The organism is Pseudomonas sp. CCI4.2 (assembly GCF_034350045.1).
Taxonomy (GTDB): domain Bacteria; phylum Pseudomonadota; class Gammaproteobacteria; order Pseudomonadales; family Pseudomonadaceae; genus Aquipseudomonas.
On record NZ_CP133781.1, the window covers coordinates 1,450,529 to 1,473,018 of the forward strand.

Genomic DNA, 22,490 nt, shown 5'->3' on the forward strand with positions numbered 1-22,490 from the left:
AAGGAGATCACATGAATTTGTCCTCACGCGATTGGCTCAACAGCTTGCAAGAGCAAGCCAAAGCCAGCGACCTGGAACATCTGGACATCTTGATCGATGCCACCGGGCTCGATTATCCGCTGCTGAAACAACTGGCCGAGTTAGAGCCTCGGCCATTGCAGGCGCTGTTATTTGACGGCACACCCGAACATGACCTCGCCGAACAAGGTCCGGTGCTGATCCGTCTGCTGTGGGCGCAGCCCGAGCAAGTGAACTGGCTCGGTGGGCTCCTGAAGCAATTGCACGGCCAATCTCGGGTGCTGGCGCTCTTGAGCCGCTGGCCGTTCGAGCCCCTCACCGAGCACCTGCGTTATTGCACCCAGGCCCAATGGAACAACGGTGCCATCAGCGGCGTTTTGCGCTACTACGACACCCGCTTGTTCAAACACATCAGCGGTCTGTTCGTGGGCGACGACAATCGGGACCTCCACGCCCCCGTCATCACCTGGCACTGGATCGACCGTGATCAACGGGCGCAAATCATCGGTGGCGCTCAACTAAAGCTCTACGAATACACAAAGCCCACATCGCCGCTGATGCTTGATGACCGCCAAATGCAATCGATCTATGCCCGAGGACAAGCCGAGCAATGGGAAGCCAACCACGGCCCGATCCAACAAAGCTACCCGATGGGTAAAGAACAACTGATCGCTCAGGTCCACATCGGACAACTCGCCGCCAACTCCCAACGCCTTGAGGGTGAAGAGCGACGAGCGTTCATGGTCGAGTGGCTCGCCGAGCACCTGCCCGCGACCGTTTCATCCACGAGCGGCTTGGCATGAACTTTCAGCCCGTTGCTTTTGCCTTGATAACCGTTGCGCTGCAAGCCTGCAGCAAAGCGCCGCCCGACCGGCTGGGCGCGCCTATTGAGGGTTACAACCACACCTCGGCGGCGATCAATCATTTCGACGTCAACGGCAATGGCGGTCCGAACATCGGCCCGTTTGGTGGTGGCGGAAGCCAGATGTGCTGCGTGTCCATGCCGCGCAAATGGCATCCCGGCCTGACCGTGGTGGTGGAGTGGGAGAAGGATCCGAATGTCGGCGCGTCTCAATACTGGACCGAATCCTTTTCCTCCAACGCTTGGCGTGTACGAATGAAAGAACACCGCTCCAAATACACCCGCCAGCGCGCCGTCGTGGAGGTCGCGCCCTATGAAGAACTCGGGGTCATTGACGTCCATTTTTTGCCCTGCGACCAAATCGCCGTTGCAGCCGTTGCCCAACTGCCCGGTAAGCCCGGCTACCCCTTTCCCTACCCTCGCAAAATGGAAGTGCCTCCCGTATGTCCAGCTTCTTGAACCCTGGTTTGGTTCGTCGCGTGCCGGTGTTTTTAGCCGCTGCGGCACTCGCTTGCATCGCCCTGCAAGCGTGCAGCAAAGCGCCGCCCGACCGACTGGGCATTCCCATCGAGGGCTACAACCACACCTCGGCAGCGATCAATCATTTCGACGTCAACGGCAACGGCGGTCCGAACATCGGCCCGTTTGGTGGTGGCGGAAGCCAGATGTGTTGCGTGTCTATGCCGCGCAAATGGTATCCCGGCCTGACCGTGGTGGTGGAGTGGGAGAAGGATCCGAATGTCGGCGCGTCTCAATACTGGACCGAATCCTTTTCCTCCAACGCTTGGCGTGTACGAATGAAAGAACACCGCTCCAAATACACCCGCCATCGCGCTGTCGTGGAAGTGGCGCCTTACGAGCGATTGGGCGCGATTACCCTGCATTTCCTGCCCTGCGACCAAGTAAAGGTCTCTGCCGATCAGACCTACCCCGGCATCGCAAATCATCCCTATGACTACCCGCGCAAAATGGAAGAGCCCTCTGTATGTCCAGCTTCTTGAACCTCCGCTCGGCTCGCCGCGTATTGCTGATGTTGGCCGCTGTGCTGCTCGCCGGTATCGCCCTGCAAGCGTGCAGCAAAGCGCCGCCCGACCGGCTTGGCGCGCCTATCGAGGGTTACAACCACACCTCGGCGGCGATCAATTACTTCACCGTCAACGGCAATGGCGGCCCAAACATCGGCCCGTTTGGTGGCGGCGGTAGCCAAACCTGCTGCGTAGGTATGCCGCGCAAATGGCGTCCGGGCCTGACCGTGGTGGTGGAGTGGGAAAAGGATCCGACGCCGCATGCTTACGGTGATTGGCCCGAACCTATGTTCTCTGACGCGTGGAGCGCTCGTATGAAGAAGGAGAAGACCAATAACACCCTCCACCGCGCCGTCGTGGAAGTGGCGCCTTACAAGGAACTCGGCGTCATCGACGTTCACTTCCTGCCTTGCAATCAAATCGCGGTCTCAGCCGTTGCCGAGCTGCCGGGTAAACCCGGCTACCCCTTCTCTTATCCCCGCAAAATGGAAGTACCTCCCGTATGCCCAGCTTCATGAACCCCGGTTTGGTTCGTCGCGTGCCCGTATTTTTAGTCGCTGCGGTACTTGCTTGCATCGCCCTGCAAGCGTGCAGCAAAGCGCCGCCCGACCGGCTTGGCGCGCCTATCGAGGGTTACAACCACACCTCGGCGGGGATCAATCATTTCGACGTCAACGGCAATGGCGGTCCGAACATCGGCCCGTTTGGCGGTGGCGGCAGCCAGATGTGCTGCGTGTCCATGCCGCGCAAATGGCATCCCGGCCTGACCGTGGTGGTGGAGTGGGAGAAGGATCCAAGCCCCTTTGACTCCGCCACATGGGCGGTGCCCAGATTTTCTGATGCATGGCATCAAAAAATGGAAGAGCAAGAAGCCGAATACACCCGCCACCGCGTCGTCGTTGAAGTCGCGCCCTATGACGAACTCGGCGTCATTGACGTCCATTTTTTGCCCTGCGACCAAATCGCCGTTGCAGCCGTTGCCCAACTGCCCGGTAAGCCCGGCTACCCCTTTTCCTACCCGCGCAAAATGGAAGTGCCCCCCGTATGTCCAGCTCCTTGAATTCCAAATCGCAACGCCCCCAGCCGTCGCCGCTAACACCTACGCCACGGTTCAAGAAAGAAGGCTTGCTGCCTCTTAATTCCGACGACGTCGGGCTCAATTACCGGAAGCAATATCGCCCCAAACTTATGTTTTCCGATGCGGTTGAGCGGGCCAACAGAGCCAAAGGCTATGGCTATGGCGCCCAGGGCTCGCCTTGCATGGACGTGTTGAACATCACGCTGTGTTTTGACGGCACCAATAACCACGAGCCCTCGGACAAGCGGGCTCAACCGCCGACCACCACCAACGTGGCGCGGCTGTTCCATGCCAGTTTGGGCGGTGAAGATAACGGCGCCAAGAACCGTGACAACCAAGAAGGCTTTTACCGTTACTACATCCAGGGCGTCGGCACCGAATTCAAGGAAATTGGTGAGTTCGAGCCGCGATTGCTGGGCTTGACCGGGGCTGCGGGAGGTGAGAATCGGATCGATTGGGCGTTCACCCGCTTGCTGGATACTCTCCACAGAGCCTGCGGTGAAAAGCGTCTAGAGCCCGTAGAGGCTTACGCACTGGTTCAGCAGATGAGCGCTTCATTAACCAGCGGGCTGTTTAGCAACGGAAACGCCTTGCGCCGCCAAGTGCTGCAAGCGCCGATGCTGGCGCTGCAAAAAAAGATCGAGAACCTGCACGCCCGCAGTGCGATCCCCAGGATCATCGGCATGCGCCTGTGGATCTACGGTTTCTCTCGAGGGGCTGCCGAGGCTCGGGCGTTTGCCAACTGGCTGGAAGCGCTGACCAAAATCGAGGTGGACGGTGAGACCTGTTATTTGTTTGCCGGAATCCCCATCAGCATTGCCTTCATGGGGCTGTTCGACACCGTGGCCTCATCCGGTATCGCCTATGCCGCGCCGTTCGCCGACGGCCACATGGGGTGGGCGGATGACACCATGCGGCTGCCGGAATCAGAGAAGTTTCTTGAGCGTTGCGTGCACTTGGTGGCGGCTCATGAACAACGCAATTGCTTCCCGGTGGATTCTATCCGGAGAAAAACCAACCCTGACGATCCGAACTGCCCCTCGACTTACCGCGCCGGAACCTTTGAATACCTCTACCCCGGCATGCACTCTGACGTCGGCGGGGGGTATCCGCCAGGTGAACAGGGCAAGTCGCTCGCCGGTTCTGGGGATGTTTTGTCGCAAATCCCGCTGCATCACATGTATTCAGAAGCCTACTCAGTGGGTGCGCCATTGCAGGCGCCTCCAGACACGCTCAGCTTGGATCAGATAGGGAAATGGCCGTGGCTGAAGATGAGTGACCCGACATTCAAGGCCTTCGCAGTCTCCGAATCCCTCACCCACCGCTTCAACACCTGGCTCGACGCCCACCAAACCGGCCCGCTGGAAGATGCCATGGAGCATCAAGCCGCCCTGATCACTGCCTGGCGAATCAATCGGTACGCGTCCTTCCGCCTGCGGGAGACGTCGGTTTATCAGCACCTTCAGGGCAAGGACATGACGGACGAAGAGAAAAACGCCTTCAAAGCGCTGTACGGCAGACAGTCCGAAGAGAACCTGGCGCAGCACAATGGGACAGAGCCGTCGGCCTTGTCAGACCAAAAACAGGCAAAACGCGACAGCCATCTGGCGATCAAGCAGGCCTACGAACAGCGTACCGGGGCCTCACAGCCCATGACCTTCAACACGCACAAGTCCTTTGAACCCATCCTCGACCAGAATCAGCTGGAAATGGCGATGAGCGAGTTTCGCCGTGACTATACGGGGAAGTGGGCGTTCGCCGATTCCAACGAGGCGACGTCGGGTGGCACGCTGATCAACACGCTGTTCGGTGGGTTGGTGTACCTGGTCAATGATCAGGACGAAGCCGAGGAATACGTCAAAATGCGCAGAACGGCCAATATAGCCTTCAACAAGCTCTACGCCCCCGGCAGTTTTGAACCCCTCAGTGATAAAGCGCAGACCCTTACCGATTTTTTTGACGAGCAAGTCCACGATTCACGCGCCTGGTTCATGAACGCGATGCTCAATGAGCGTGAAGTGTTCGGCGACTATTTCCGTTTTCGCGCAGTGTTCTTCGATGATCAATCCAACAAGTCGTTATCGCTGATCGCCAGGTCCGGGCAGGTGATCGGGGTCGGCATCGCGCTTGCCAGCGTTGGCCTGAGCATCAAGCGCAACGACCCGCGCTACCTGATTGGGCTGATTATTCCGTCGCTGGGGATTCCGGCGTTTCGCGGCAAGCTCAACGCGCTGGCCACGCCGGAAGTGCGCGCCTTTGACCCGGTTACGAACATCGACCTGCCGATGCAAGACGTCGGCGCCCTCAGGACCTTTACCAAAAACACGGGCGACGTGCTGAAACTGGCCAAGGCCTTGCCGCTGCCTGAAGCCCTCAGCGACGAAACCGCCACCACGCCTAAGCTTAAAGCCCTGCTCAAAGCCCAAAAAACGGCGAAGGTCGCAGAAATGGCCAAAGACCTGTTCGACAGCCTGCCCGCCGAAGAGAAAACCAGTTGGCTGGACCAAATCAAAGGCGCCGTGGGCGGATAACCCCACCCCTCTGGAGCCAACGTGTTGGCGAAGGCCTTAACGCGGTGTTTCAGTTACGCCGCCTCGCCAACAAGTTGGCTCCTATGTATGGCGGAACGCGCCTTGACCTGATGGCGATACTGTATCCGCCTTTCATCCTCGACACCTACGGGTTAAGTATCCCTCTCGGATTAATCGACTGCCTGCCTCATTCGTGATGGATACGTTCACGCTTGAACAGGAATGGGGAAAAATCTGTCGTCCATGGACCCAACTTTAGACCTGTTTTAAGAAAGTAGATTATTAAGGCAACGTTATCTCTACGGCAAAAATATTTATTTACGGAGATTCATAGAATGAGTATCGAAGGTAAAAGTTTGAGGGGGATGACGTTTTTAGCGTTTTTGCCTCTAGGGAAACTCTGAAAAAGGTTTTCAAATCTGGTGAAATGTCCCCCATCACATGAGCCGAGCGGTTGCCCCCCATGAAGCAAATTTCTTTCGCCGATGCCGAGTACGCCGGTAAACGTAAGCGAACCCGCCGTGAGATTTTCCTGAGCGAGATGGACAAGGTCGTCCCCTGGAAGGGGTTGATCGCTTTGATCGAGCCGCATTATCCAAAAGGCGAAGGGGGCCGCCCGGCGTATCCCTTGATGGCCATGTTGCGTGTGCACCTGATGCAGAACTGGTTCGGCTATAGCGATCCAGCAATGGAAGAGTCTCTTTATGAGACCACGATTCTGCGCCAGTTCGCGGGGTTGAATCTGGAACGCATTCCCGACGAAACCACGATTCTCAACTTCCGTCGCCTGCTGGAGAAAAACCATCTTGCCGGGGGAATCCTGGAGGTCATTAATGGCTACCTGGGAGACCGAGGTTTGATGCTTCGTCAGGGCACAATTGTTGATGCCACGATCATTCATGCGCCGACGTCGACCAAGAATAAAGAGGGTAAACGCGACCCCGAAATGCATCAGACCAAGAAAGGTAATCAATATTTTTTCGGGATGAAAGCGCACATCGGAGTAGACGCTGATACGGGTCTGACGCACAGCGTGGTGGGCACGGCAGCCAATGTCGCGGACGTCACTCAAGTCGATCAGTTGCTGCACGGCGAAGAGACCCATCTCTGTGGCGACGCGGGCTACACCGGCGTAGAAAAGCGGCTTGAACATGAGGGGCGCGAGATGATCTGGTCGATCTCCGCCAGGCCCAGCAGCCGCCGCAAACATGGAGAAAAAAGCGTCATTGGCCGTGCGTTGCGCAAGATTGAATACGCCAAATCGCAAACTCGGGCCAAGGTTGAGCACCCGTTTCGGGTGATCAAGCGCCAGTTTGGTTACACCAAGGTGCGGTTTCGCGGGTTGGTAAAGAACACGGCGCAGTTGGTGACACTGTTTGCACTGTCGAATCTGTGGATGGCGCGCCGACATTTGATGGAGCCTATAGGACAGGTGCGTCCGCAGTATGGAAATTAAGGGTTAATAAGTGCTTAAAACCGGCTTATTCATCAATAAAAGCCGATATTTTCGAAATTTCAGTGAAGTACTTTCTTTCGGAGCGCTTGACGCCCGATTTGCCAGAAAAAGAAGGTCTTATTTCAGACCTTCCCTAGTAGTACTCTTCGTCGGTTGCAGTACGACAGGTTCAAAAAGCTTCACATTGAAAACCAACCTGCCCGCAGACTTTAAGGTAACTGCGGACGTTTATTACTCTCCGGCCACCAATGCAACCTGTGTGATGCCCCCAACAACGAGTAGCTATATACCTGGGCGAAAAAGATTAAAGAGCGAAGTGCAAGACATTGAGCATTCGGTGGAATTTGAAATCCCTTTATCCGACTCAGCAGGTGGCTGCCCGCTGGTATTGCGCAGTGTGAGGTTGGATATACAAGGAAGGTGGGGGCCTGACGCTGATGACGTAAGCAGCGATATTGCAGGACTTTCGTTTCTTGATCAGTCCGATAAAATTAATAAATTATACAACGGCGAGTGCCAATGGTTTTTTCGTACCGCTGGGCCTAATCGCTATTTAATAAAAGTCATCAAGTGTCTCGCTGTGGATGAACAAGGTGTCGCATTAAAACAACCGGCGGGTGGAGTGTTACAGCGAGATAGCCTAATCAATACAATAGTCAATGTAACTTTCAAGGTGGCAGCAGAGGATTCGCCTTATTACAACAGGTCTTGGATGAAGACTTCCGTTGGTTGGAAACCGTGTACTGGTCGTTGGGGAAGTAATAACGAAGAGTTATGTATTTCTCCGCCAAAATTTACAGATTATAGAATGTCTGAGAAAACTTGTACCGTATATCCCAGCTGTACTGAACTGGAAATAAAAAATGTTTCAAAAAAGTAGTTCCACTAATAAAAGGTTGGCATCTGAAAACTTCAGTCGCCGATGGTCTGAACTTTTAGACCTGTTTTGGGAAGTGGAGAGCATCGAGGCAACGTAATCTCTACGGCAAAAATATTTATTTACGGAGATTCATAGAGTGAGTATCGAAGGTAAAGGTTTGAGGGGGATGACGTTTTTAGCGTTTTTGCCTCTAGTAGTACTCTTAGCCGGCTGCAGTACGATGGGTTCAAAAAGCTTTACATTGAAAACCAACCTGCCCGCCAACTTTAATATAACTGCGGATGTTTATTACTCACCCGCTACCGGCGCGACCTGTGTGATGCCCCCAACAACGAGTAGCTATATACCCGGGCGAAAAAGATTAAGGAGCGAAATGCAAGATATTGAGCATTCGGTGGAATTTGAAATCCCTTTATCCGACTCAGCCGGCGGCTGCCCGCTGTATTTGCGAAGTGTGAGGTTGGATATACAAGGGAAATGGGGGCCTGGTGCTGATGACGTCAGCAATGATGTTGCAGGACTTTCGTTTGTTGACCAGTCTAATAAAACTAATAATGTCTACAACGGCGAGTGTCAGTGGCTGTTTCGTACTGTCGGGCCGCAGCACCACATTATAAAACTTTTAAAGTGCCGGGCCGTCGATGATAAGGGCGATGTACTAAAGCAGCTTGCAGGGGGTGTTTTAGAACGGGACTTACTGGTGGGTAGAGCCGTCAGTATAAACTTTACGATTGCAAAAAAAGAGAGTCCGGCAATTGACGGTAATTGGATTGAGTTTCCAGCGGGTTGGAAGCGCTGTTTAGGAAAAGACTTCAGTGATCGTGATGCGTATTGCGGTGAGAATAGAAAGGAGTTTAAGTCTTTCATTATGCCGGATGGTCGCGATTGTAATGTTTATCCCAATTGCATTGAGTAGGTACAAAGGAACGTCTAAATGTAACTTTGCTTCGGCGCTAAGGAGCTTGCATCTAATTCAATCGATGGAAACACGCCGAAGGCTTCGATTATCGGATGGTGACCGGAATTTGAATCAATCATCCGATTTATCGCAGCCTTCGGCAGCTCCTACAGACTAGTGGAGTCGGAGAACGTTGGTTTGCCGTATTATTTGAATTGGTTATATAAGTCGTAAGGCAGGAGGATTGTGTCGACTGCGGCGTCGACGGGTAAGGAATAAACAAATGCCACGGGGCAGATTATCGACATCCAGCATATGTAATGTGAAGGGTCATATCCCCTCGCAAAACCTCCCGTAAGAAATTCGTAGCTGCCTTGAAGACTTTTAAAAAAATAGGCGTCAGGATCGTCGTATTGTGCTCTGCCTGCTAATGTCCCGCATCCGTTTGTAGAGAGTAATAAAAACAAAATTAGTGTCGTTTTTACAATGTGGTTTGCTTTTTTGAAGATGTTGGTCATTTCGACATCCCTTGTGTTGCTGAAAGTATCGAAAGCATATTCAGCAAATAAAGCTCAGTCTGTAGTCCTGCGTGTTAATTGCTGTAGGAAAGTTCCGATAGTCATCGTCAGGGTGCACGGGAGTTATAGGGCTAAGTGTGAGTTGTTGGTTAGCCAGACACAGCTTTAACGTGAAGGCGAATCCATTCTTGAATGAATTCGCTCCCACAGAATTGCTGCGTTGTGTTTGTCGTCCAAGGTTTCGGAGTTAGCTCTGGACAGCCGACTTCGGCCCATCAGCAGCCAATGCGGACTCCAGCAATTCCTGCGCGGTTTCTACCAGATACACGACAGCCAATACCAACTTGCGGCTAGGGGCGTCGAGTTTCTCGGCGGATTCGTAGGCGGTAGCGGCGGCGCAGTCGAGGATTTCGCAAGCGGTGGTCAGGGCTTCTTCGGCGCTGACGTATTCGCGGACGTGGAACAGTCTGTCTGGGAGGTTTTGTTGGGTGATTCGGGAGGTACGCGGGGTGACGCGGTTGCGGTTTGAATGGGGTGGATCGGGGGTGATTTTTGTCATCTGATACATCTCCAGTGTTTAGTGGAGCTGCCATCATTGCGACTAAACAATGGGTGGCAGCTGTGCACAGGTTAGTCGACCGGAACACTGGAGACCCGGCGCACCCGAGGGTGCCCTGCGCACAGCCACCATAAAGCTCAGGCGATAAAAAAGCGCCTGGCTAAAAGTGACGCTTGTGCGCCAGTGTGTGGGCGGGCGACTAAACCCGGCCGCTGATTTTGCAGCGACCCACGAAGGTTAGCGTCGGCCCTGAGCAAGCGCAACCGCCAGACTATGCCCTCAGTCGTTTCCGGGTGAATAAGTCTCTGTCCTACGCGGCGTAAGGATTTGTCTTACCGAGATCCGGTGACCCTAATTTTCGAGCATAAAAAAGCCCGCTCAGATCATTAAGTCTGGCGGGCGAGCCGGAACGGCTCTGGGATTTCATTGGCGCCGAACAACTCACGCCGCCGCACATTTTGTGGGAGCAGGCTTGCCTGCGAAGAGCCCCATCATCGCGCTGCTGATGTCGACTTGAAACCTGGGTTGCCTGCAATAACGCTTTCGTTGGCAAGCCAATTCCACAGGGTACTTCGGCAAATTTGGAGTCGCAGGCACCTGACATTCATCGCAGCCTTCGGCGCCTCTTCAAAGGCAATTCACGCTTGGCGGGTTTACGCGGCGAGGGATGCCAGCGGAGTGTCAGGCCTCAATTCAGCTTCTCAATCTCCGGCATCACAAAATTCTTAACGATATAAATCGAGCCCTTTTCACTCAAGTGACCGGAGTCGATTTGCAGCAGTGAGTTGTCTCCTTGCAGCCGCACCAGGCAGGAATCTGCGACGCACAATTTGTCGATGAGTGAGACGAAGTCCACGGCGTTGTGGTCGATGGAGCTTTGGGTGGCGCGGTCGGCGACCATGACGCTGCGGTCGAGGGCGGCGTCGGTGATGTGGGAGTCGTTGGCGCCCCAGTGACGGTTGGCGATGACGCTGGGCAGGGACGGGCTCCATTGCGGCAGCGGGCCCATGAGGACCACGTGTTTGACGCCGTAGCTTTTGAGCCGTGCGGCAATTTCGTCCCAGTGGGTTTTGTCGTGTTCGTCTTTTTGCGCGATGACCACGATGTCGGGTTTGTCGGCCTTGATGCTGTCCAGTGCCGTTCTGTTGGAGTAGTTGCAGGTGATGCGCGGCGGTGTTTGCAGGCCGGTGTCGTCGGTGAGGCTCGGTTTGCAGGCAGCCGAGGTGACTTGGTAAAACGGCGTTTCTTTGGGCAGCAGGGTTCTCAAGCCCAGCGACAACGCTTGAGCGTGGGAATCGCCCCACAGAAAGACGCCGCCTTCACCGTGTTTTTGCGTGCAGGACGGGTCAATCGCTTTTTGTCCGCGCTGGGTGAAGGCGGAGAACGCGTCGCACTTGAGCCAGTAGGTTTCGTAGAGGTTGTTTTGCCGGTCGGCGTACTCCTGAACGAAGCGTGCCTTGTCCGAGATGCTGATGGCGCGTAACGGTGTAACGGCGCCTTGGGTCGCTTTGACCGCCGCGCCTGCGGCGAATACCAGCACGATCAGGCTGCTGACGGTTGCGAACTTCCAGGGGCGTTCCGGCTTTTTCTCGGTTGAGCTTTTTTCGATGACCGTAAACGAGGCCAGGCCCAAGGCGAATGAGGTGGCGATTCCGACCAAGGCGCTACGGGTATCGTTCAAGTACCCGGCGTAGCTCATGAACACCACCACCGGCCAGTGCCACAGGTACAGCGAGTAGGAAAGCTTGCCGGTCCATTGTGAGAAGGGGTTGTTGGTCATGAACGAATCTTGCCGCGCCGAGATGATCACCGACAAGGTGCCCATTACCGGCAACAGCGCCAGGTAACCCGGCCATACGTCTTTCTCGGAGAGCACGAAAAAACTCGCCAGCATCAGGCCAACGCCCACTGCTTCCAAGGCGCGTTGTGACCGGCTTATGAGCTTGAACGGGAACAGACAAGCGACGCCGCCGGCCAATAATTCCCACGCCCGCGCAGGCAGTAAATAGAACGCCGGCTCCGGCCATTTGAAGGACATGTAGACGCAGGCGAGGAAGCCGAGAACGCTCCCGGCCAAGACGATCCAGCGCAGTGCATTCAGCGTGACCAGCCTGCTCAGCAACAGCAGGACGATCGGGTAGATCATGTAGAACTGCCACTCCACCGAAAGGGACCACGTGTGCAGCAGCCATTTCTCGTGGGCGCCAGCGGCGAAGTAGCCCGCTTCGGACCAGTACACGAAGTTGGAAAAGAACCCCAGGCTGCTGGCGACGTGTTTGCCCAGTTCGCTGTATTCAAGGGGCAGCAGGTAGAACCAGCCGAATGCCAGTAAGGCAAAGCACATGGCTGCCAGCGCGGGGATGATCCGCCGTGCCCGGGATGTGTAGAAGGTGATCAGGCCGAAGCTGTTTTTCTGCAAACCCCGGAAGATGATGCCGGTGATCAGGTAGCCGGAAATCACGAAAAATATATCGACGCCCGCGTAGCCGCCGGGCAGCCACGCCGGGTTGAAGTGGAACAGGATGACGGCGATAACCGCAATCGCGCGGAGTCCGTTGATGTCTTTTCGAAAGTCCATGACGATTCAACTCCAGAAACGGGCGGCAGGCTCAGCAGGTGATCACTCAGCGTTTAACCATCCCGTCGGGGGCGTTCAGGCTGATGACTTTCGGGAAGTTGGTGAGGGTCACGTTGGTAGCACAGCGCTCACCATTGCAGGTCCACGATGTCTCCGAGTCGATCTGCCCTTTGGTGGCGTGCGCGGTGTCGATCAGTTGCACTTTGCCGGTGAGTGAGGCGTTGCCGACCACTTGTTGTTGCTGGCTTCGCCCGCCCGCCCAGCCGACCGCGATGTGCTCGGATCCTTTGTTGAAATACAGCAGGTAAACGTCGTTGACCATGGTGCTGGGGCCGGGGTCGTAGGTGTAATCGCGAACGAACGGGCTGATGGCTTTGAGCACGTCATAGCCGGGTTTGGGGTCCATGTTGTTTTCGAGCAAGCCGAAGTTGTGTTCCTGATCGGTCTTGTCCAGGCCGTCATTTACCAGGTCATACCACCACATGCCCTTTAGGCCGGGGATGGTGCGGGAGAGGAAAAACGTCCGCGCGATGTAAGACGCGACCGTGTCTTCTGTGAAGCCGCAATTGCCGGTGTGGGTCGGCCAACTGACTTCGGTCAGGTAGATCGGAATTTCCTTACCGGCTTTTTCGTTCACGTGGCGGACGTAATCACGCACCCATTGGGCCCAGGCTTCCGGTGTGTTTTGCCCTCTGCCGGCGCAATGCACGTAGGGGTGAATCGACAGGCCGTCGATTTGATCCAATATTCCGGCGTCGATCAGGCGGTCGGCGAACCCAAAGTTCATGCCGTCAGGTGTGACGGAGCCCGCGAGAATCTTCGCGTTGGGATCGTTCTTGCGAATCAGCGGCACCGCGTCTTTGACCAGGGTCGCGTAGTCGGCAGAAAGCTTTGGGTCTTTGGGGCCTTCCAGGTCCCACTCGTTCCAGATTTCCCAATAGTCGACTTTGCCCTGCAACTGGTGGGTCACGTAATCGACGTATTTGAGATACGCCTTCCTGACCTCTGGCGTGCGCGGCTTGAGGTTGCCGTGGAAGTTGGTGCTGTAATCCAGAATTGTCAGGGTCGACAGCTTTTTGGATTTAGCGGTATCCAGGTAAGTGCGCCATGGCGGCACGATGCGGTACTGGTTGGCCGAGGGTTCGGCCGTTGACCAGTACGCGTCGTCCTTGAGTGCTGTGATGCCTGCATCCGATGCCATCTGCAGGGCTTTCACCGGGGAGGTTTCGTAATTCATCAAGTGCGTTCCCACGCCGATGATGAACCCATCGTCGGCGTGGGACGCGGCGCAGCACAGGGTCAGGGAAAGCAGCAAAGCAGAGGCGGACACATGGGTTTTCAATCGCATATCAACACACTCTCATCGCAGTTCCGGCAGCCCGGAAAGTTCACCCAAACCGTGGGCTGTAGTCGTCGCGGTGCTGGTAGCGGTTGAGCGGTTTAACACTCGCCCGATGGCCAAGCCCATAAACAGGTTGGAGAGGGTGATCTCGAACATGTCGGTGGTCCAACTGGTCAGGCAGATGCAAATGCTGATCGCGAGTAAGGCGTTATCCATGCGTGAGGTTTGATCGCGCAGCATAAAGAACATGGGAATTTGCAGGGCGTACAGTGCGATGCCGACAAAGCCAAACGTTGCCCAAAGGTACATCGCGCTGCTGTCCGATCCGGTCAGGATCTGCGCGCCGGGCACCGGGAATAACACTTGGCTGCTGCCAAACATGCCCAACCCCGCGCCCGTCAAACTCCAGCCTTGCTGGTACAGGTATTGGGTAACGTGCGGCCAGGTGTTGATCAGGCGGTCGTAAAGCGACATCAGGGAGCGGTCGCCGCTGGTGATGTTGTTGGGGTCAAAATCGAAGGCCACACCGACGATGGGCAGCAGGAAGCCAATGGCGACCAAACCGACAAAAAGGGCCGCGCTGGTCCAGCGCAAGCGACTGAGCATCATCACCGCGAGGGTGAGGGCGAAGGCCGCCGCCGGCGCTTTACTGGTGGTCAGCACGATGGCGTAAAAGCCCACGGCGGCGATGATGCAAAACAGGATTCGCGAGCGGGTAAACATTGCCAGGTACAGGCTGAACATTGCAATGATGATCGACAGCGCGTTAGAGACCCGAGTAAAACCTGCGAGCCGGTCAAACTCATCGTCAGCCCATGCGGTGTTGCCGACTAGCTCAGTGTTGCCCACGAGGTAGCTGTAACCTTTCCACGGGACCGTGATGTATTTGTCCAGCAACAGCCCTATTAGAGACAAGATCAGGCACATGCCGATGACCCAGCCCAGCAGTCGTTTGCGATGAAGAATGTGTTCGCTGCACACCGCGCCAAACAGCAACGGGCTGAATCCGAACAGGCTAAACGCAACGTTGGTAAAACTGGCGCCGTGCAGCATCGCCAGGGCGCAGGACACAAACAGCAGCAACAAGCCCACCCACAGCACGCGGGTGGCTTTGTAGGTCAGCAACTGCGCCGCGAACACTATCAGGCAGGCTATTTTCGGCAGGTACAGCAGCGGCGAAATGCCCACTTGGTCGAAGTAATAGCGCAGCGCACCGGCCAGTGTTTCGGACACGATCAGGCTGATGGCGACCCAAATAATTAAAGTGGATTTGTTGAATGTCAGGATCGACGGACGTTCAGTAGGGCTGAGATCGGGTGTCGACATCATGGTGGTTGCCCTCTCAGGAGCGTAGAAAATTCGTCGTGGATAAAACGCGGGCATAGCTACCGCCCTCGAAAGACCTGGGGGGAGGCGATCGGATAGTTAAAGTGGGCGTTATTGCGCAGCAGATAGCGGTATATCAACGTCACTTTTGAGCGCTGTCAAATCAATTCGTCAAATTTTTAGCGCGAGTTATTGAGTGCGGTTACCAGCGCTACTTAAGTAATTGATACTTAACGAGGGATAAAAAATTGACGCGATTTTTATGTACGTTATTGAACGGTTAATGCGTGGCTTCTATGACTCATAATATTTACAGATGTAAAAACGGCTGACGCTTTCAAGCGCGTCAGCCGCTTTAATATCGGCCGCTCAATCAGTTATAGCGGCGTTTGTCAGGTGCTGGCGGGAAATATTGGTAGAGCCAGGTTTCGCTCAGCGTTCTGTCGTGGGTGCGAATGAAAAGGCGCAGTTCGACGGGTGCCACTGAGTCGCTGTTGGGGTACCAGTCGAACGTCACGCGATAGCCCTTGATGTCCGGAATCACCAACACGTTGAAGTCTTTTACTTCGCCGCCTGAGACGGTAATCACAGGTTCAATGCGGGTGCCCTCGGGCAATCGATCCAGACCGCCTCCGGTGAAGTCGACTGCAAATCGGCGCGCCCAGACTTCTGGGTGATGCTCGCCCGGCGCCCAGCCCTCAATGAAGCCGCCCATTCCGGAGCGTGTGGCATGCACCCGTGCCAGCGGCGTACCGACCGGGGGCAAAGCGCTCCAGTAGAGCTTGTAACCGAAGTTCAGGGACGTACCCGCCGTCACGGGGGCTTTGGGGGTCCAGAACGCCACGATGTTATCCAGGGTTTCTCCCGTGGTCGGAATTTCCAGCAGGTCTATCGAACCTTCGCCCCACGCAGTGGTGGGCTCGACCCACAGGCTCGGTCGCTGGTTGTACCAATCGACGGTGTCTTGGTAGCTGGAAAAATCGTGGTCGGTCTGGACCAGGCCAAAACCCTTGGGGTCTTTGTCGGCGAATGCGTTGAATTGCAAGGTGGCCGGATTGTTCAGCGGACGGCATATCCACTCACCGTTGCCGCGCCACATGGCCAGGCGGTCCGAGTCGTGGATTTCCGGGTGGAGGGTGTCGCACATGCGCCGCTCGTGAGTGCCGCAGCTGAACATGCTGGTCATCGCCGCGATGCCCAACTGCTCAATGTCCTTGCGGGCGTTGATGTGGGCGTCGATGGCCATGACCACTTGATTGGCCTGACAGTCGATATCGAAACGGTAAGCGCCGGTCGCACTGGGGGAGTCGAGCAAGGCGTAGACAACGAAGCGGGTGTTGTCCTTGGTCGGCGTCTCGAACCAGAACTTGGTGAAGTTGGGAAATTCTTCCTTGCGCTTGGCATAGGTGTCGATGGCCAGGCCCCGGGCGGACAGCCCGTATTGCCCGGAGCTGTCCACGGCGCGGAAGTAGCTGGCGCCGAGAAACGACAGAATGTCATGGGTCGCGATTTCCGGGGCTTTGAACAGCTTGAACCCGGCGAAGCCCAAGTCGCCCTTGAGCTGCGATTTATCGACGCCGCTCTTGTCGTAATTGAACATTTCCGGCCGAAAATGCACCTCCCGCGACTCGTTGGTCTGGGGGTCGACGCTGTACATGCGAATCGGCTGTTTGAAGCCCATGCCGACATGAAAAAATTGCACGTCCAACTGACCTTTGTTGTCGCCCCACAACGAGTGCGCCGGGTCGTATTGGATGGCGTTGAATTGTTGGGGGGTCATTGTCCCCAGGGTCGGCGGCAGCTGTTCGTTGGTATCAACGAAGGGCGTGCTAGCCAGTTGTTTGGCGTTGACTTGCAGGGCCGTGAAATCGAAATGCTCGACGTCGCCATCAGCCGTGGCTGCGAATGCCCGTGCTGCAAATAGCCCCGTTGCGGGTAGGCCGGTATAGGCCGCGAGAGCGAGCGATGCTTTCAGAAGATTCCTGCGATTCATAACGATGGAGCCTCTAGGGAAGGTCTGAAATAAGACCTTCTTTTTCTGGCAAATCGGGCGTCAAGCGCTCCGAAAGAAAGTACTTCACTGAAATTTCGAAAATATCGGCTTTTATTGATGAATAAGCCGGTTTTAAGCACTTATTAACCCTTAATTTCCATACTGCGGACGCACCTGTCCTATAGGCTCCATCAAATGTCGGCGCGCCATCCACAGATTCGACAGTGCAAACAGTGTCACCAACTGCGCCGTGTTCTTTACCAACCCGCGAAACCGCACCTTGGTGTAACCAAACTGGCGCTTGATCACCCGAAACGGGTGCTCAACCTTGGCCCGAGTTTGCGATTTGGCGTATTCAATCTTGCGCAACGCACGGCCAATGACGCTTTTTTCTCCATGTTTGCGGCGGCTGCTGGGCCTGGCGGAGATCGACCAGATCATCTCGCGCCCCTCATGTTCAAGCCGCTTTTCTACGCCGGTGTAGCCCGCGTCGCCACAGAGATGGGTCTCTTCGCCGTGCAGCAACTGATCGACTTGAGTGACGTCCGCGACATTGGCTGCCGTGCCCACCACGCTGTGCGTCAGACCCGTATCAGCGTCTACTCCGATGTGCGCTTTCATCCCGAAAAAATATTGATTACCTTTCTTGGTCTGATGCATTTCGGGGTCGCGTTTACCCTCTTTATTCTTGGTCGACGTCGGCGCATGAATGATCGTGGCATCAACAATTGTGCCCTGACGAAGCATCAAACCTCGGTCTCCCAGGTAGCCATTAATGACCTCCAGGATTCCCCCGGCAAGATGGTTTTTCTCCAGCAGGCGACGGAAGTTGAGAATCGTGGTTTCGTCGGGAATGCGTTCCAGATTCAACCCCGCGAACTGGCGCAGAATCGTGGTCTCATAAAGAGACTCTTCCATTGCTGGATCGCTATAGCCGAACCAGTTCTGCATCAGGTGCACACGCAACATGGCCATCAAGGGATACGCCGGGCGGCCCCCTTCGCCTTTTGGATAATGCGGCTCGATCAAAGCGATCAACCCCTTCCAGGGGACGACCTTGTCCATCTCGCTCAGGAAAATCTCACGGCGGGTTCGCTTACGTTTACCGGCGTACTCGGCATCGGCGAAAGAAATTTGCTTCATGGGGGGCAACCGCTCGGCTCATGTGATGGGGGACATTTCACCAGATTTGAAAACCTTTTTCAGAGTTTCCCTAGGTAATGCCGTGACGCCTGCACGTGCGCGTGCAGATGCATACAACTACCCCCACTAGATAACAAAGTGGGCGACCTGTTCGCTACTGGGGGAAAAAAAAGATAGTGGCCTGGGTACCTGGCATGTCGATGTGGATTCTCGCCAACAAGTTGGCGCCTATCAAGCAAGGCATATCTTATTGATTACCAATAATAAACTGTAGGAGCGGGCTTGCTCGCGATGGGCCCGGAGTCGCGCTCGACCGAAGCGGCCCCCAATGGGGCAGGGTCAAGCGTCAGTCGTTGGATCTGTTCAGCGTCGAGGGGTCACTGAGGTACGTGGTGGATGGAAATTTGCCGTCCGAATCAAAATTGATGCGCGAGCCTCTGACGGTGACCGCATGCGCGTCAGTTTTGATAAAAAGAGTTTCACCACTTTTAAAGGTAAGCCGATGAATGTGTTTGTCGTGGTCTTGGCTTATGTCGTGGCTGACCAGGTCCAGTAAATTGCTCAACCCTAAAAACGATCCGGGTTCAGTGATGGTCAGGCAGCTCGTAGTTTCAATGTCTGAAGTACAGGTGGGAACACGGAAATCCCAATGTTTTTTCATGGTGTTAGCCGTCGTATATTAGATGGGTTAGGGAATATAATCATCGGAACTTGTAACGGCAAGTCGCTCAATCCTTGAAATTGTAACTGTAGCTTTGCGCGGTTATTCAATTGCGGTAACGACTGCTTTTAAACGCATAGGACGTTTCTGTTTTTTTTGTAGGACAAACTAACAGATGAAAATTGACGCCATTTTTTCCGTGATTTTGGAAAGCAGAAAAATAAAAATCTATTTTATTTCGCACTACTTTGCACTCAATGATGGGCTCATCTAGGATTTCTCCGGTTTCCACGCTCGTAAATACAACACTCAGTAGTCCCGCTAAATAGGAAATTATCAAAGGGATGTCCCTATGGCCCAAGACAGACGATTTCATGCGCTTGATAGTTTTAGAGGGCTGTGTGCCCTCGCTGTGGTTGTTTACCATCTACACGTTGTTGGCAGTATCACCGAGCTGCAATTCTTCAGTAACGCAGACCTGTTCGTCGAGTTCTTCTTTGTCTTGAGCGGCTTTGTCATCACCCACGCTTATGGCTCAGGGGCGCCTATTGATTTCCGTAAATTTTTTATACTCAGGACTTTTCGGCTGCTTCCGCTGCATGTGTTTATGTTAGGTGTGTTCATTTTATTTGAGTTTCTAAAGTTGCTGGCAGCACATAAAGGATTTGCCTTCAATAAAGAACCCTTTACCGGGCAATATGCGCCTTCGCAGATACTGCCCAATTTATTCTTGATTCAAGCCTGGACACCCTTGACGGAGAACCTCTCATTTAACTATCCGGCCTGGAGCATCAGTATCGAGTATTACATGTATATGATATTTGCCGGGGTGGCCTTTTTTTGCGCGGCCCATAAAAAACTCGCGTGGAGCGCAATCTCTTTGGGCGCTTTCGTTCTGTTATATAACAATGCCGGGGCCTTGACTGAGTTCGCTTACAAGGGGCTCTCCTGCTTTTTTGCGGGGGCATTGTCATATGGAGTGTTTGGTGTTAAAAAAAAAAATCTAAAAACTAACTATGTGGTGTATTCACTACTGGAAGTTGTTTCTTTGTGCCTCATCGTGATGGCGCTCAATTCAGATCTGACCCAGAAAACCATCGTCTGCAGCCTGTTATTTTGCGGCGTGGTCACGCTGTTTGCCTTTGACGCGGGGGTGGTATCGAGCCTGCTAAAAACCCGAGTGTTCAGTTTTCTTGGCCGCCTTTCCTACTCGATCTACCTCACCCACGTCGTGGTACTCAGTGGCTTGATATTGGTATTTTTGGTTTTGGAGAAAAGGACCGGGTTGACCTTGGCGCCGATGATGGGGGATGTGAGGTATATCGATACCGGCAGCGGCCTGCTCAATAACCTGTTGGTGGCGTTAATACTCCTGTGTGTGGTCGGTATTTCATACGTGACCTATACGGTCATTGAAGTTAACGGTCAGAAAGTAGGCCGCTATCTCATCAATGGAAGGCTGAAAAAGATTCCTGCAGTGATTAACCCCGTTTAGGACCCGGCTGGCGCACCTGCATGATCACCTTCAAATCCCGTCAAAATATTTTGAACAATAATTTCACGACCCCTGTTATATCATAACGCTCGTTGGGCCAAGCCCACGGGTGTCTTCATTATGAGTAAGGTCTGGGGTGTCGATGCGGGTTGATCTGGATGGCGAAAGCGTTGGCCTTGATGGCTTGCCGCGCTTTCAAAGGGCCGCTTTTCATGCCCGTCGGTTGCAGCGGCTTTGTTACGGGCTGGCGGCATTGGGCTTGTTCAGCTTTGTCCTGGCAATGTTCGCGATGCTTTTTTCGCCTGCGACGTTGTGGTCCGCGGTTCTGATTAATAACGCCGCAGCGTTGTGGGTGTTGGTGGCAGGTTTGCAGTCCGCGTATTGGATCGCCCATTGGCGCGCGCAAACCCTGGCCGCTGCGCACGTTTCGGCGGTGATCGAGCCGTTGCCGACAGACGCAGAACCCATCACCGACGAGCCCATCGGCTGGTCTGACCGCCTGTTGAGCCGCATCAGCGGCAGCGGCGTTTCGCTGCTGGCCCAAGTGGGGCCGCCGACGTTATGGCTGGGTGGCTGGGCGTTGCTGGCCATTCTGGTGGTGAAATGGGCCTGGAACCTGAGCCTCGTTGGATCGAGTGTTGGCCCGATGGGCACTGTCGTCGGCGCCGTTGCACTGTTACTGGCCTTCGGGTTGTTGGTGCTGGAACGCCAACTGACCCACGAATTGCCGGCCGAGTGGCCTGAAGCCGCACAAATGGCGCAACTGACGCGGGTCGTGATCGCCTGCTTGTTGCTCAGTGCGTTGTGCCTGTTTTTCTCCACACCTGACCGTCTCTGGCCAGTCCGACTGGCTGTATTGATCGGCTTGTTGCCTGTGCTGGTGGCGCTGGAATTATTGCTCCGGGCCGTCATGTCGCTGTTTAGCCCGCGCACAGAGCGGATCGAGCCGCGACTGCTGGCCAGCAGTTTTGTCGCGGGACTGCTGCGCTGGCCACCGCAGCCCTTGTTGGCGCTGCAGAACGAATTGCATAACCGATTCGGCATCGACCTGCGCCAGATATGGGCGTTCACCTACATGCGCCGGGCTTTTTTGCCGGTGTTGGCGGTGGTGTTGGGGCTAGGTTGGGTGCTGAGCGGTGTGCATGAAATACCAATGCAGGGCCGAGGCATCTATGAGCGTTTCGGCAAACCGGTGCAAGTCTTCGGTCCGGGCTTGCACACCGGTTTACCCTGGCCTTTCGGGCGCGTGTTGGCAGTAGAAAATGGTGTTGTCCACGAGTTGGCAACCAGCGTTTCAGAATCCAATGCCGTCGAGCAGGTCCTTGAGCCCGCTGAAGGGCCGGCGCCCCTGAGTGCCAACCGTCTGTGGGACGCCAGCCATATCAACGAAAAATCCCAAGTCATCGCCAGCAGTGCAGGTGACAAGCCTTCGACCCAAAAGCAGAGCTTCCAGATCGTCAATATGGACGTGCGGTTTGTCTATCGAATCGGCCTGACCGATCAGGCGGCGATGGCGGCAACCTACAACAGCGCCGATGTTCCTACGCTGATTCGCAGCACCGCGAGCCGAATATTGGTCCACGATTTTGCATCGCGGACCCTGGATGAGTTACTCGGAGAACAACGCGCCGCGTTGTCTTCCGACATCGGTGACGCTGTCCAAGCAGACCTGAAGAAGCTCGACAGCGGCGTAGAAATTTTAGCCACTGTCGTGGAGTCTATTCACCCACCCGCTGGGGCGGCCAACGCCTACCATGCGGTGCAGGCGGCGCAAATCGGCGCCCAGGCGTTGATTTCACGGGAGCGGGGCGCAGCCAGCGAGCAATCGAACTTGGCCGAACTTAACGCCAGCGTGGAGAAAGACAATGCGTCTGCGGCAGCCCGCGAAGTAATGGCGTTGGCTCAAGGCGCAGACCTGCGCTTCAGCGCCGAGCGTAAGGCGTATGACCAGGCGGGCCAGGCTTTTTTGCTTGAGCAATACCTGACGCAGCTGAGCCAGGGCTTGGTCCACGCCAAGCTGTTGATTCTCGATCATCGACTCGGCGGCAACATTGCACCGACCATCGATTTGCGTACTTTCACGTTACCGGCAGACCCAACGGCGCCGAGTAAAGCCGTCCATTAAGG

General features: G+C 55.1%; 18 protein-coding genes. 11 read left to right on the plus strand and 7 right to left on the minus strand.

Annotated elements, in window-relative coordinates; translation table 11 throughout:
* Window positions 1–11: 11 nt before the first annotated feature.
* From RHM65_RS06390 to RHM65_RS06430, 9 genes are all read left to right on the plus strand, one after another.
* Window positions 12–821, plus strand: coding sequence for a DUF4123 domain-containing protein (locus RHM65_RS06390; RefSeq protein ID WP_322184511.1), 810 nt, complete (start codon window positions 12–14; stop codon window positions 819–821).
* Window positions 818–1,339, plus strand: coding sequence for a DUF3304 domain-containing protein (locus tag RHM65_RS06395; protein ID WP_322184512.1), 522 nt, complete (start codon window positions 818–820; stop codon window positions 1,337–1,339). Before RHM65_RS06390 ends, RHM65_RS06395 begins: the two co-directional genes overlap by 4 nt.
* Complete coding sequence (locus RHM65_RS06400) at window positions 1,324–1,881, plus strand: DUF3304 domain-containing protein (protein ID WP_322184513.1); 558 nt, start codon at window positions 1,324–1,326, stop codon at window positions 1,879–1,881. The genes RHM65_RS06395 and RHM65_RS06400 overlap by 16 nt, the downstream gene beginning before the upstream one ends.
* Window positions 1,866–2,423: a DUF3304 domain-containing protein gene (locus RHM65_RS06405; protein WP_322184514.1), complete on the plus strand. Its 558-nt coding sequence runs from the start codon at window positions 1,866–1,868 to the stop codon at window positions 2,421–2,423. The genes RHM65_RS06400 and RHM65_RS06405 overlap by 16 nt, the downstream gene beginning before the upstream one ends.
* Window positions 2,408–2,965: a DUF3304 domain-containing protein gene (locus tag RHM65_RS06410; RefSeq protein ID WP_322184515.1), complete on the plus strand. Its 558-nt coding sequence runs from the start codon at window positions 2,408–2,410 to the stop codon at window positions 2,963–2,965. Before RHM65_RS06405 ends, RHM65_RS06410 begins: the two co-directional genes overlap by 16 nt.
* Complete coding sequence (locus RHM65_RS06415; RefSeq protein WP_322184516.1) at window positions 2,950–5,514, plus strand: DUF2235 domain-containing protein; 2,565 nt, start codon at window positions 2,950–2,952, stop codon at window positions 5,512–5,514. Before RHM65_RS06410 ends, RHM65_RS06415 begins: the two co-directional genes overlap by 16 nt.
* A 463-nt stretch (window positions 5,515–5,977) precedes the next feature.
* Complete coding sequence (locus tag RHM65_RS06420; protein WP_322165339.1) at window positions 5,978–6,970, plus strand: IS5 family transposase; 993 nt, start codon at window positions 5,978–5,980, stop codon at window positions 6,968–6,970.
* Between the two features lie 184 nt (window positions 6,971–7,154).
* The gene (locus RHM65_RS06425; protein WP_322184517.1) at window positions 7,155–7,850 is read left to right on the plus strand and encodes a hypothetical protein; all 696 of its coding nucleotides are present in this window, start codon (window positions 7,155–7,157) and stop codon (window positions 7,848–7,850) included.
* A gap of 136 nt (window positions 7,851–7,986) precedes the next feature.
* The gene (locus RHM65_RS06430; protein ID WP_322184518.1) at window positions 7,987–8,766 is read left to right on the plus strand and encodes a hypothetical protein; all 780 of its coding nucleotides are present in this window, start codon (window positions 7,987–7,989) and stop codon (window positions 8,764–8,766) included.
* A gap of 747 nt (window positions 8,767–9,513) precedes the next feature.
* Here RHM65_RS06430 and RHM65_RS06440 read toward each other — a convergent pair.
* The 7 genes from RHM65_RS06440 to RHM65_RS06470 all read right to left on the minus strand — a co-directional run bounded on the left by RHM65_RS06440 (window position 9,514) and on the right by RHM65_RS06470 (window position 18,868).
* Window positions 9,514–9,825, minus strand: coding sequence for a DUF6124 family protein (locus RHM65_RS06440; RefSeq protein ID WP_322184520.1), 312 nt, complete (start codon window positions 9,823–9,825; stop codon window positions 9,514–9,516).
* A 688-nt stretch (window positions 9,826–10,513) separates the two neighbouring features.
* Window positions 10,514–12,403 (minus strand): acyltransferase family protein, encoded by a 1,890-nt coding sequence (locus RHM65_RS06445; RefSeq protein ID WP_322184521.1) that lies wholly within the window; start codon window positions 12,401–12,403, stop codon window positions 10,514–10,516.
* Between the two features lie 46 nt (window positions 12,404–12,449).
* Entirely contained in the window at window positions 12,450–13,751 is a 1,302-nt protein-coding gene (locus tag RHM65_RS06450) for a hypothetical protein (protein WP_322184522.1), read from the minus strand.
* Between the two features lie 12 nt (window positions 13,752–13,763).
* A complete protein-coding gene (locus RHM65_RS06455; RefSeq protein WP_322184523.1) occupies window positions 13,764–15,074 on the minus strand; it encodes a hypothetical protein in 1,311 nt (436 codons plus the stop codon).
* Between the two features lie 370 nt (window positions 15,075–15,444).
* Complete coding sequence (locus RHM65_RS06460; RefSeq protein ID WP_322184524.1) at window positions 15,445–17,064, minus strand: glucan biosynthesis protein D; 1,620 nt, start codon at window positions 17,062–17,064, stop codon at window positions 15,445–15,447.
* A 150-nt stretch (window positions 17,065–17,214) separates the two neighbouring features.
* Complete coding sequence (locus tag RHM65_RS06465) at window positions 17,215–18,207, minus strand: IS5 family transposase (RefSeq protein ID WP_322165339.1); 993 nt, start codon at window positions 18,205–18,207, stop codon at window positions 17,215–17,217.
* A gap of 346 nt (window positions 18,208–18,553) precedes the next feature.
* Complete coding sequence (locus tag RHM65_RS06470) at window positions 18,554–18,868, minus strand: hypothetical protein (protein ID WP_322166760.1); 315 nt, start codon at window positions 18,866–18,868, stop codon at window positions 18,554–18,556.
* 352 nt (window positions 18,869–19,220) lie between these two features.
* Between RHM65_RS06470 and RHM65_RS06475 the strand changes: the two genes are divergently transcribed.
* The gene (locus tag RHM65_RS06475) at window positions 19,221–20,363 is read left to right on the plus strand and encodes an acyltransferase (protein ID WP_322184525.1); all 1,143 of its coding nucleotides are present in this window, start codon (window positions 19,221–19,223) and stop codon (window positions 20,361–20,363) included.
* A gap of 142 nt (window positions 20,364–20,505) precedes the next feature.
* Window positions 20,506–22,488, plus strand: coding sequence for a protease modulator HflK (locus RHM65_RS06480; RefSeq protein WP_322184526.1), 1,983 nt, complete (start codon window positions 20,506–20,508; stop codon window positions 22,486–22,488).
* Window positions 22,489–22,490 lie beyond the last annotated feature (2 nt).

What these genes read in the sequence shown, in the direction of transcription:
- RHM65_RS06465 (WP_322165339.1), bottom strand. Translation starts at nt 18,207, where the DNA reads ATGAAGCAAATTTCTTTCGCCGATGCCGAGTACGCCGGTAAACGTAAG.
- RHM65_RS06475 (WP_322184525.1), top strand. Translation starts at nt 19,221, where the DNA reads ATGGCCCAAGACAGACGATTTCATGCGCTTGATAGTTTTAGAGGGCTG.
- RHM65_RS06460 (WP_322184524.1), bottom strand. Translation starts at nt 17,064, where the DNA reads ATGAATCGCAGGAATCTTCTGAAAGCATCGCTCGCTCTCGCGGCCTAT.
- RHM65_RS06440 (WP_322184520.1), bottom strand. Translation starts at nt 9,825, where the DNA reads ATGACAAAAATCACCCCCGATCCACCCCATTCAAACCGCAACCGCGTC.
- RHM65_RS06480 (WP_322184526.1), top strand. Translation starts at nt 20,506, where the DNA reads ATGCGGGTTGATCTGGATGGCGAAAGCGTTGGCCTTGATGGCTTGCCG.
- RHM65_RS06420 (WP_322165339.1), top strand. Translation starts at nt 5,978, where the DNA reads ATGAAGCAAATTTCTTTCGCCGATGCCGAGTACGCCGGTAAACGTAAG.
- RHM65_RS06405 (WP_322184514.1), top strand. Translation starts at nt 1,866, where the DNA reads ATGTCCAGCTTCTTGAACCTCCGCTCGGCTCGCCGCGTATTGCTGATG.
- RHM65_RS06395 (WP_322184512.1), top strand. Translation starts at nt 818, where the DNA reads ATGAACTTTCAGCCCGTTGCTTTTGCCTTGATAACCGTTGCGCTGCAA.
- RHM65_RS06410 (WP_322184515.1), top strand. Translation starts at nt 2,408, where the DNA reads ATGCCCAGCTTCATGAACCCCGGTTTGGTTCGTCGCGTGCCCGTATTT.
- RHM65_RS06390 (WP_322184511.1), top strand. Translation starts at nt 12, where the DNA reads ATGAATTTGTCCTCACGCGATTGGCTCAACAGCTTGCAAGAGCAAGCC.
- RHM65_RS06415 (WP_322184516.1), top strand. Translation starts at nt 2,950, where the DNA reads ATGTCCAGCTCCTTGAATTCCAAATCGCAACGCCCCCAGCCGTCGCCG.
- RHM65_RS06445 (WP_322184521.1), bottom strand. Translation starts at nt 12,403, where the DNA reads ATGGACTTTCGAAAAGACATCAACGGACTCCGCGCGATTGCGGTTATC.
- RHM65_RS06455 (WP_322184523.1), bottom strand. Translation starts at nt 15,074, where the DNA reads ATGATGTCGACACCCGATCTCAGCCCTACTGAACGTCCGTCGATCCTG.
- RHM65_RS06450 (WP_322184522.1), bottom strand. Translation starts at nt 13,751, where the DNA reads ATGCGATTGAAAACCCATGTGTCCGCCTCTGCTTTGCTGCTTTCCCTG.
- RHM65_RS06400 (WP_322184513.1), top strand. Translation starts at nt 1,324, where the DNA reads ATGTCCAGCTTCTTGAACCCTGGTTTGGTTCGTCGCGTGCCGGTGTTT.
- RHM65_RS06470 (WP_322166760.1), bottom strand. Translation starts at nt 18,868, where the DNA reads ATGAAAAAACATTGGGATTTCCGTGTTCCCACCTGTACTTCAGACATT.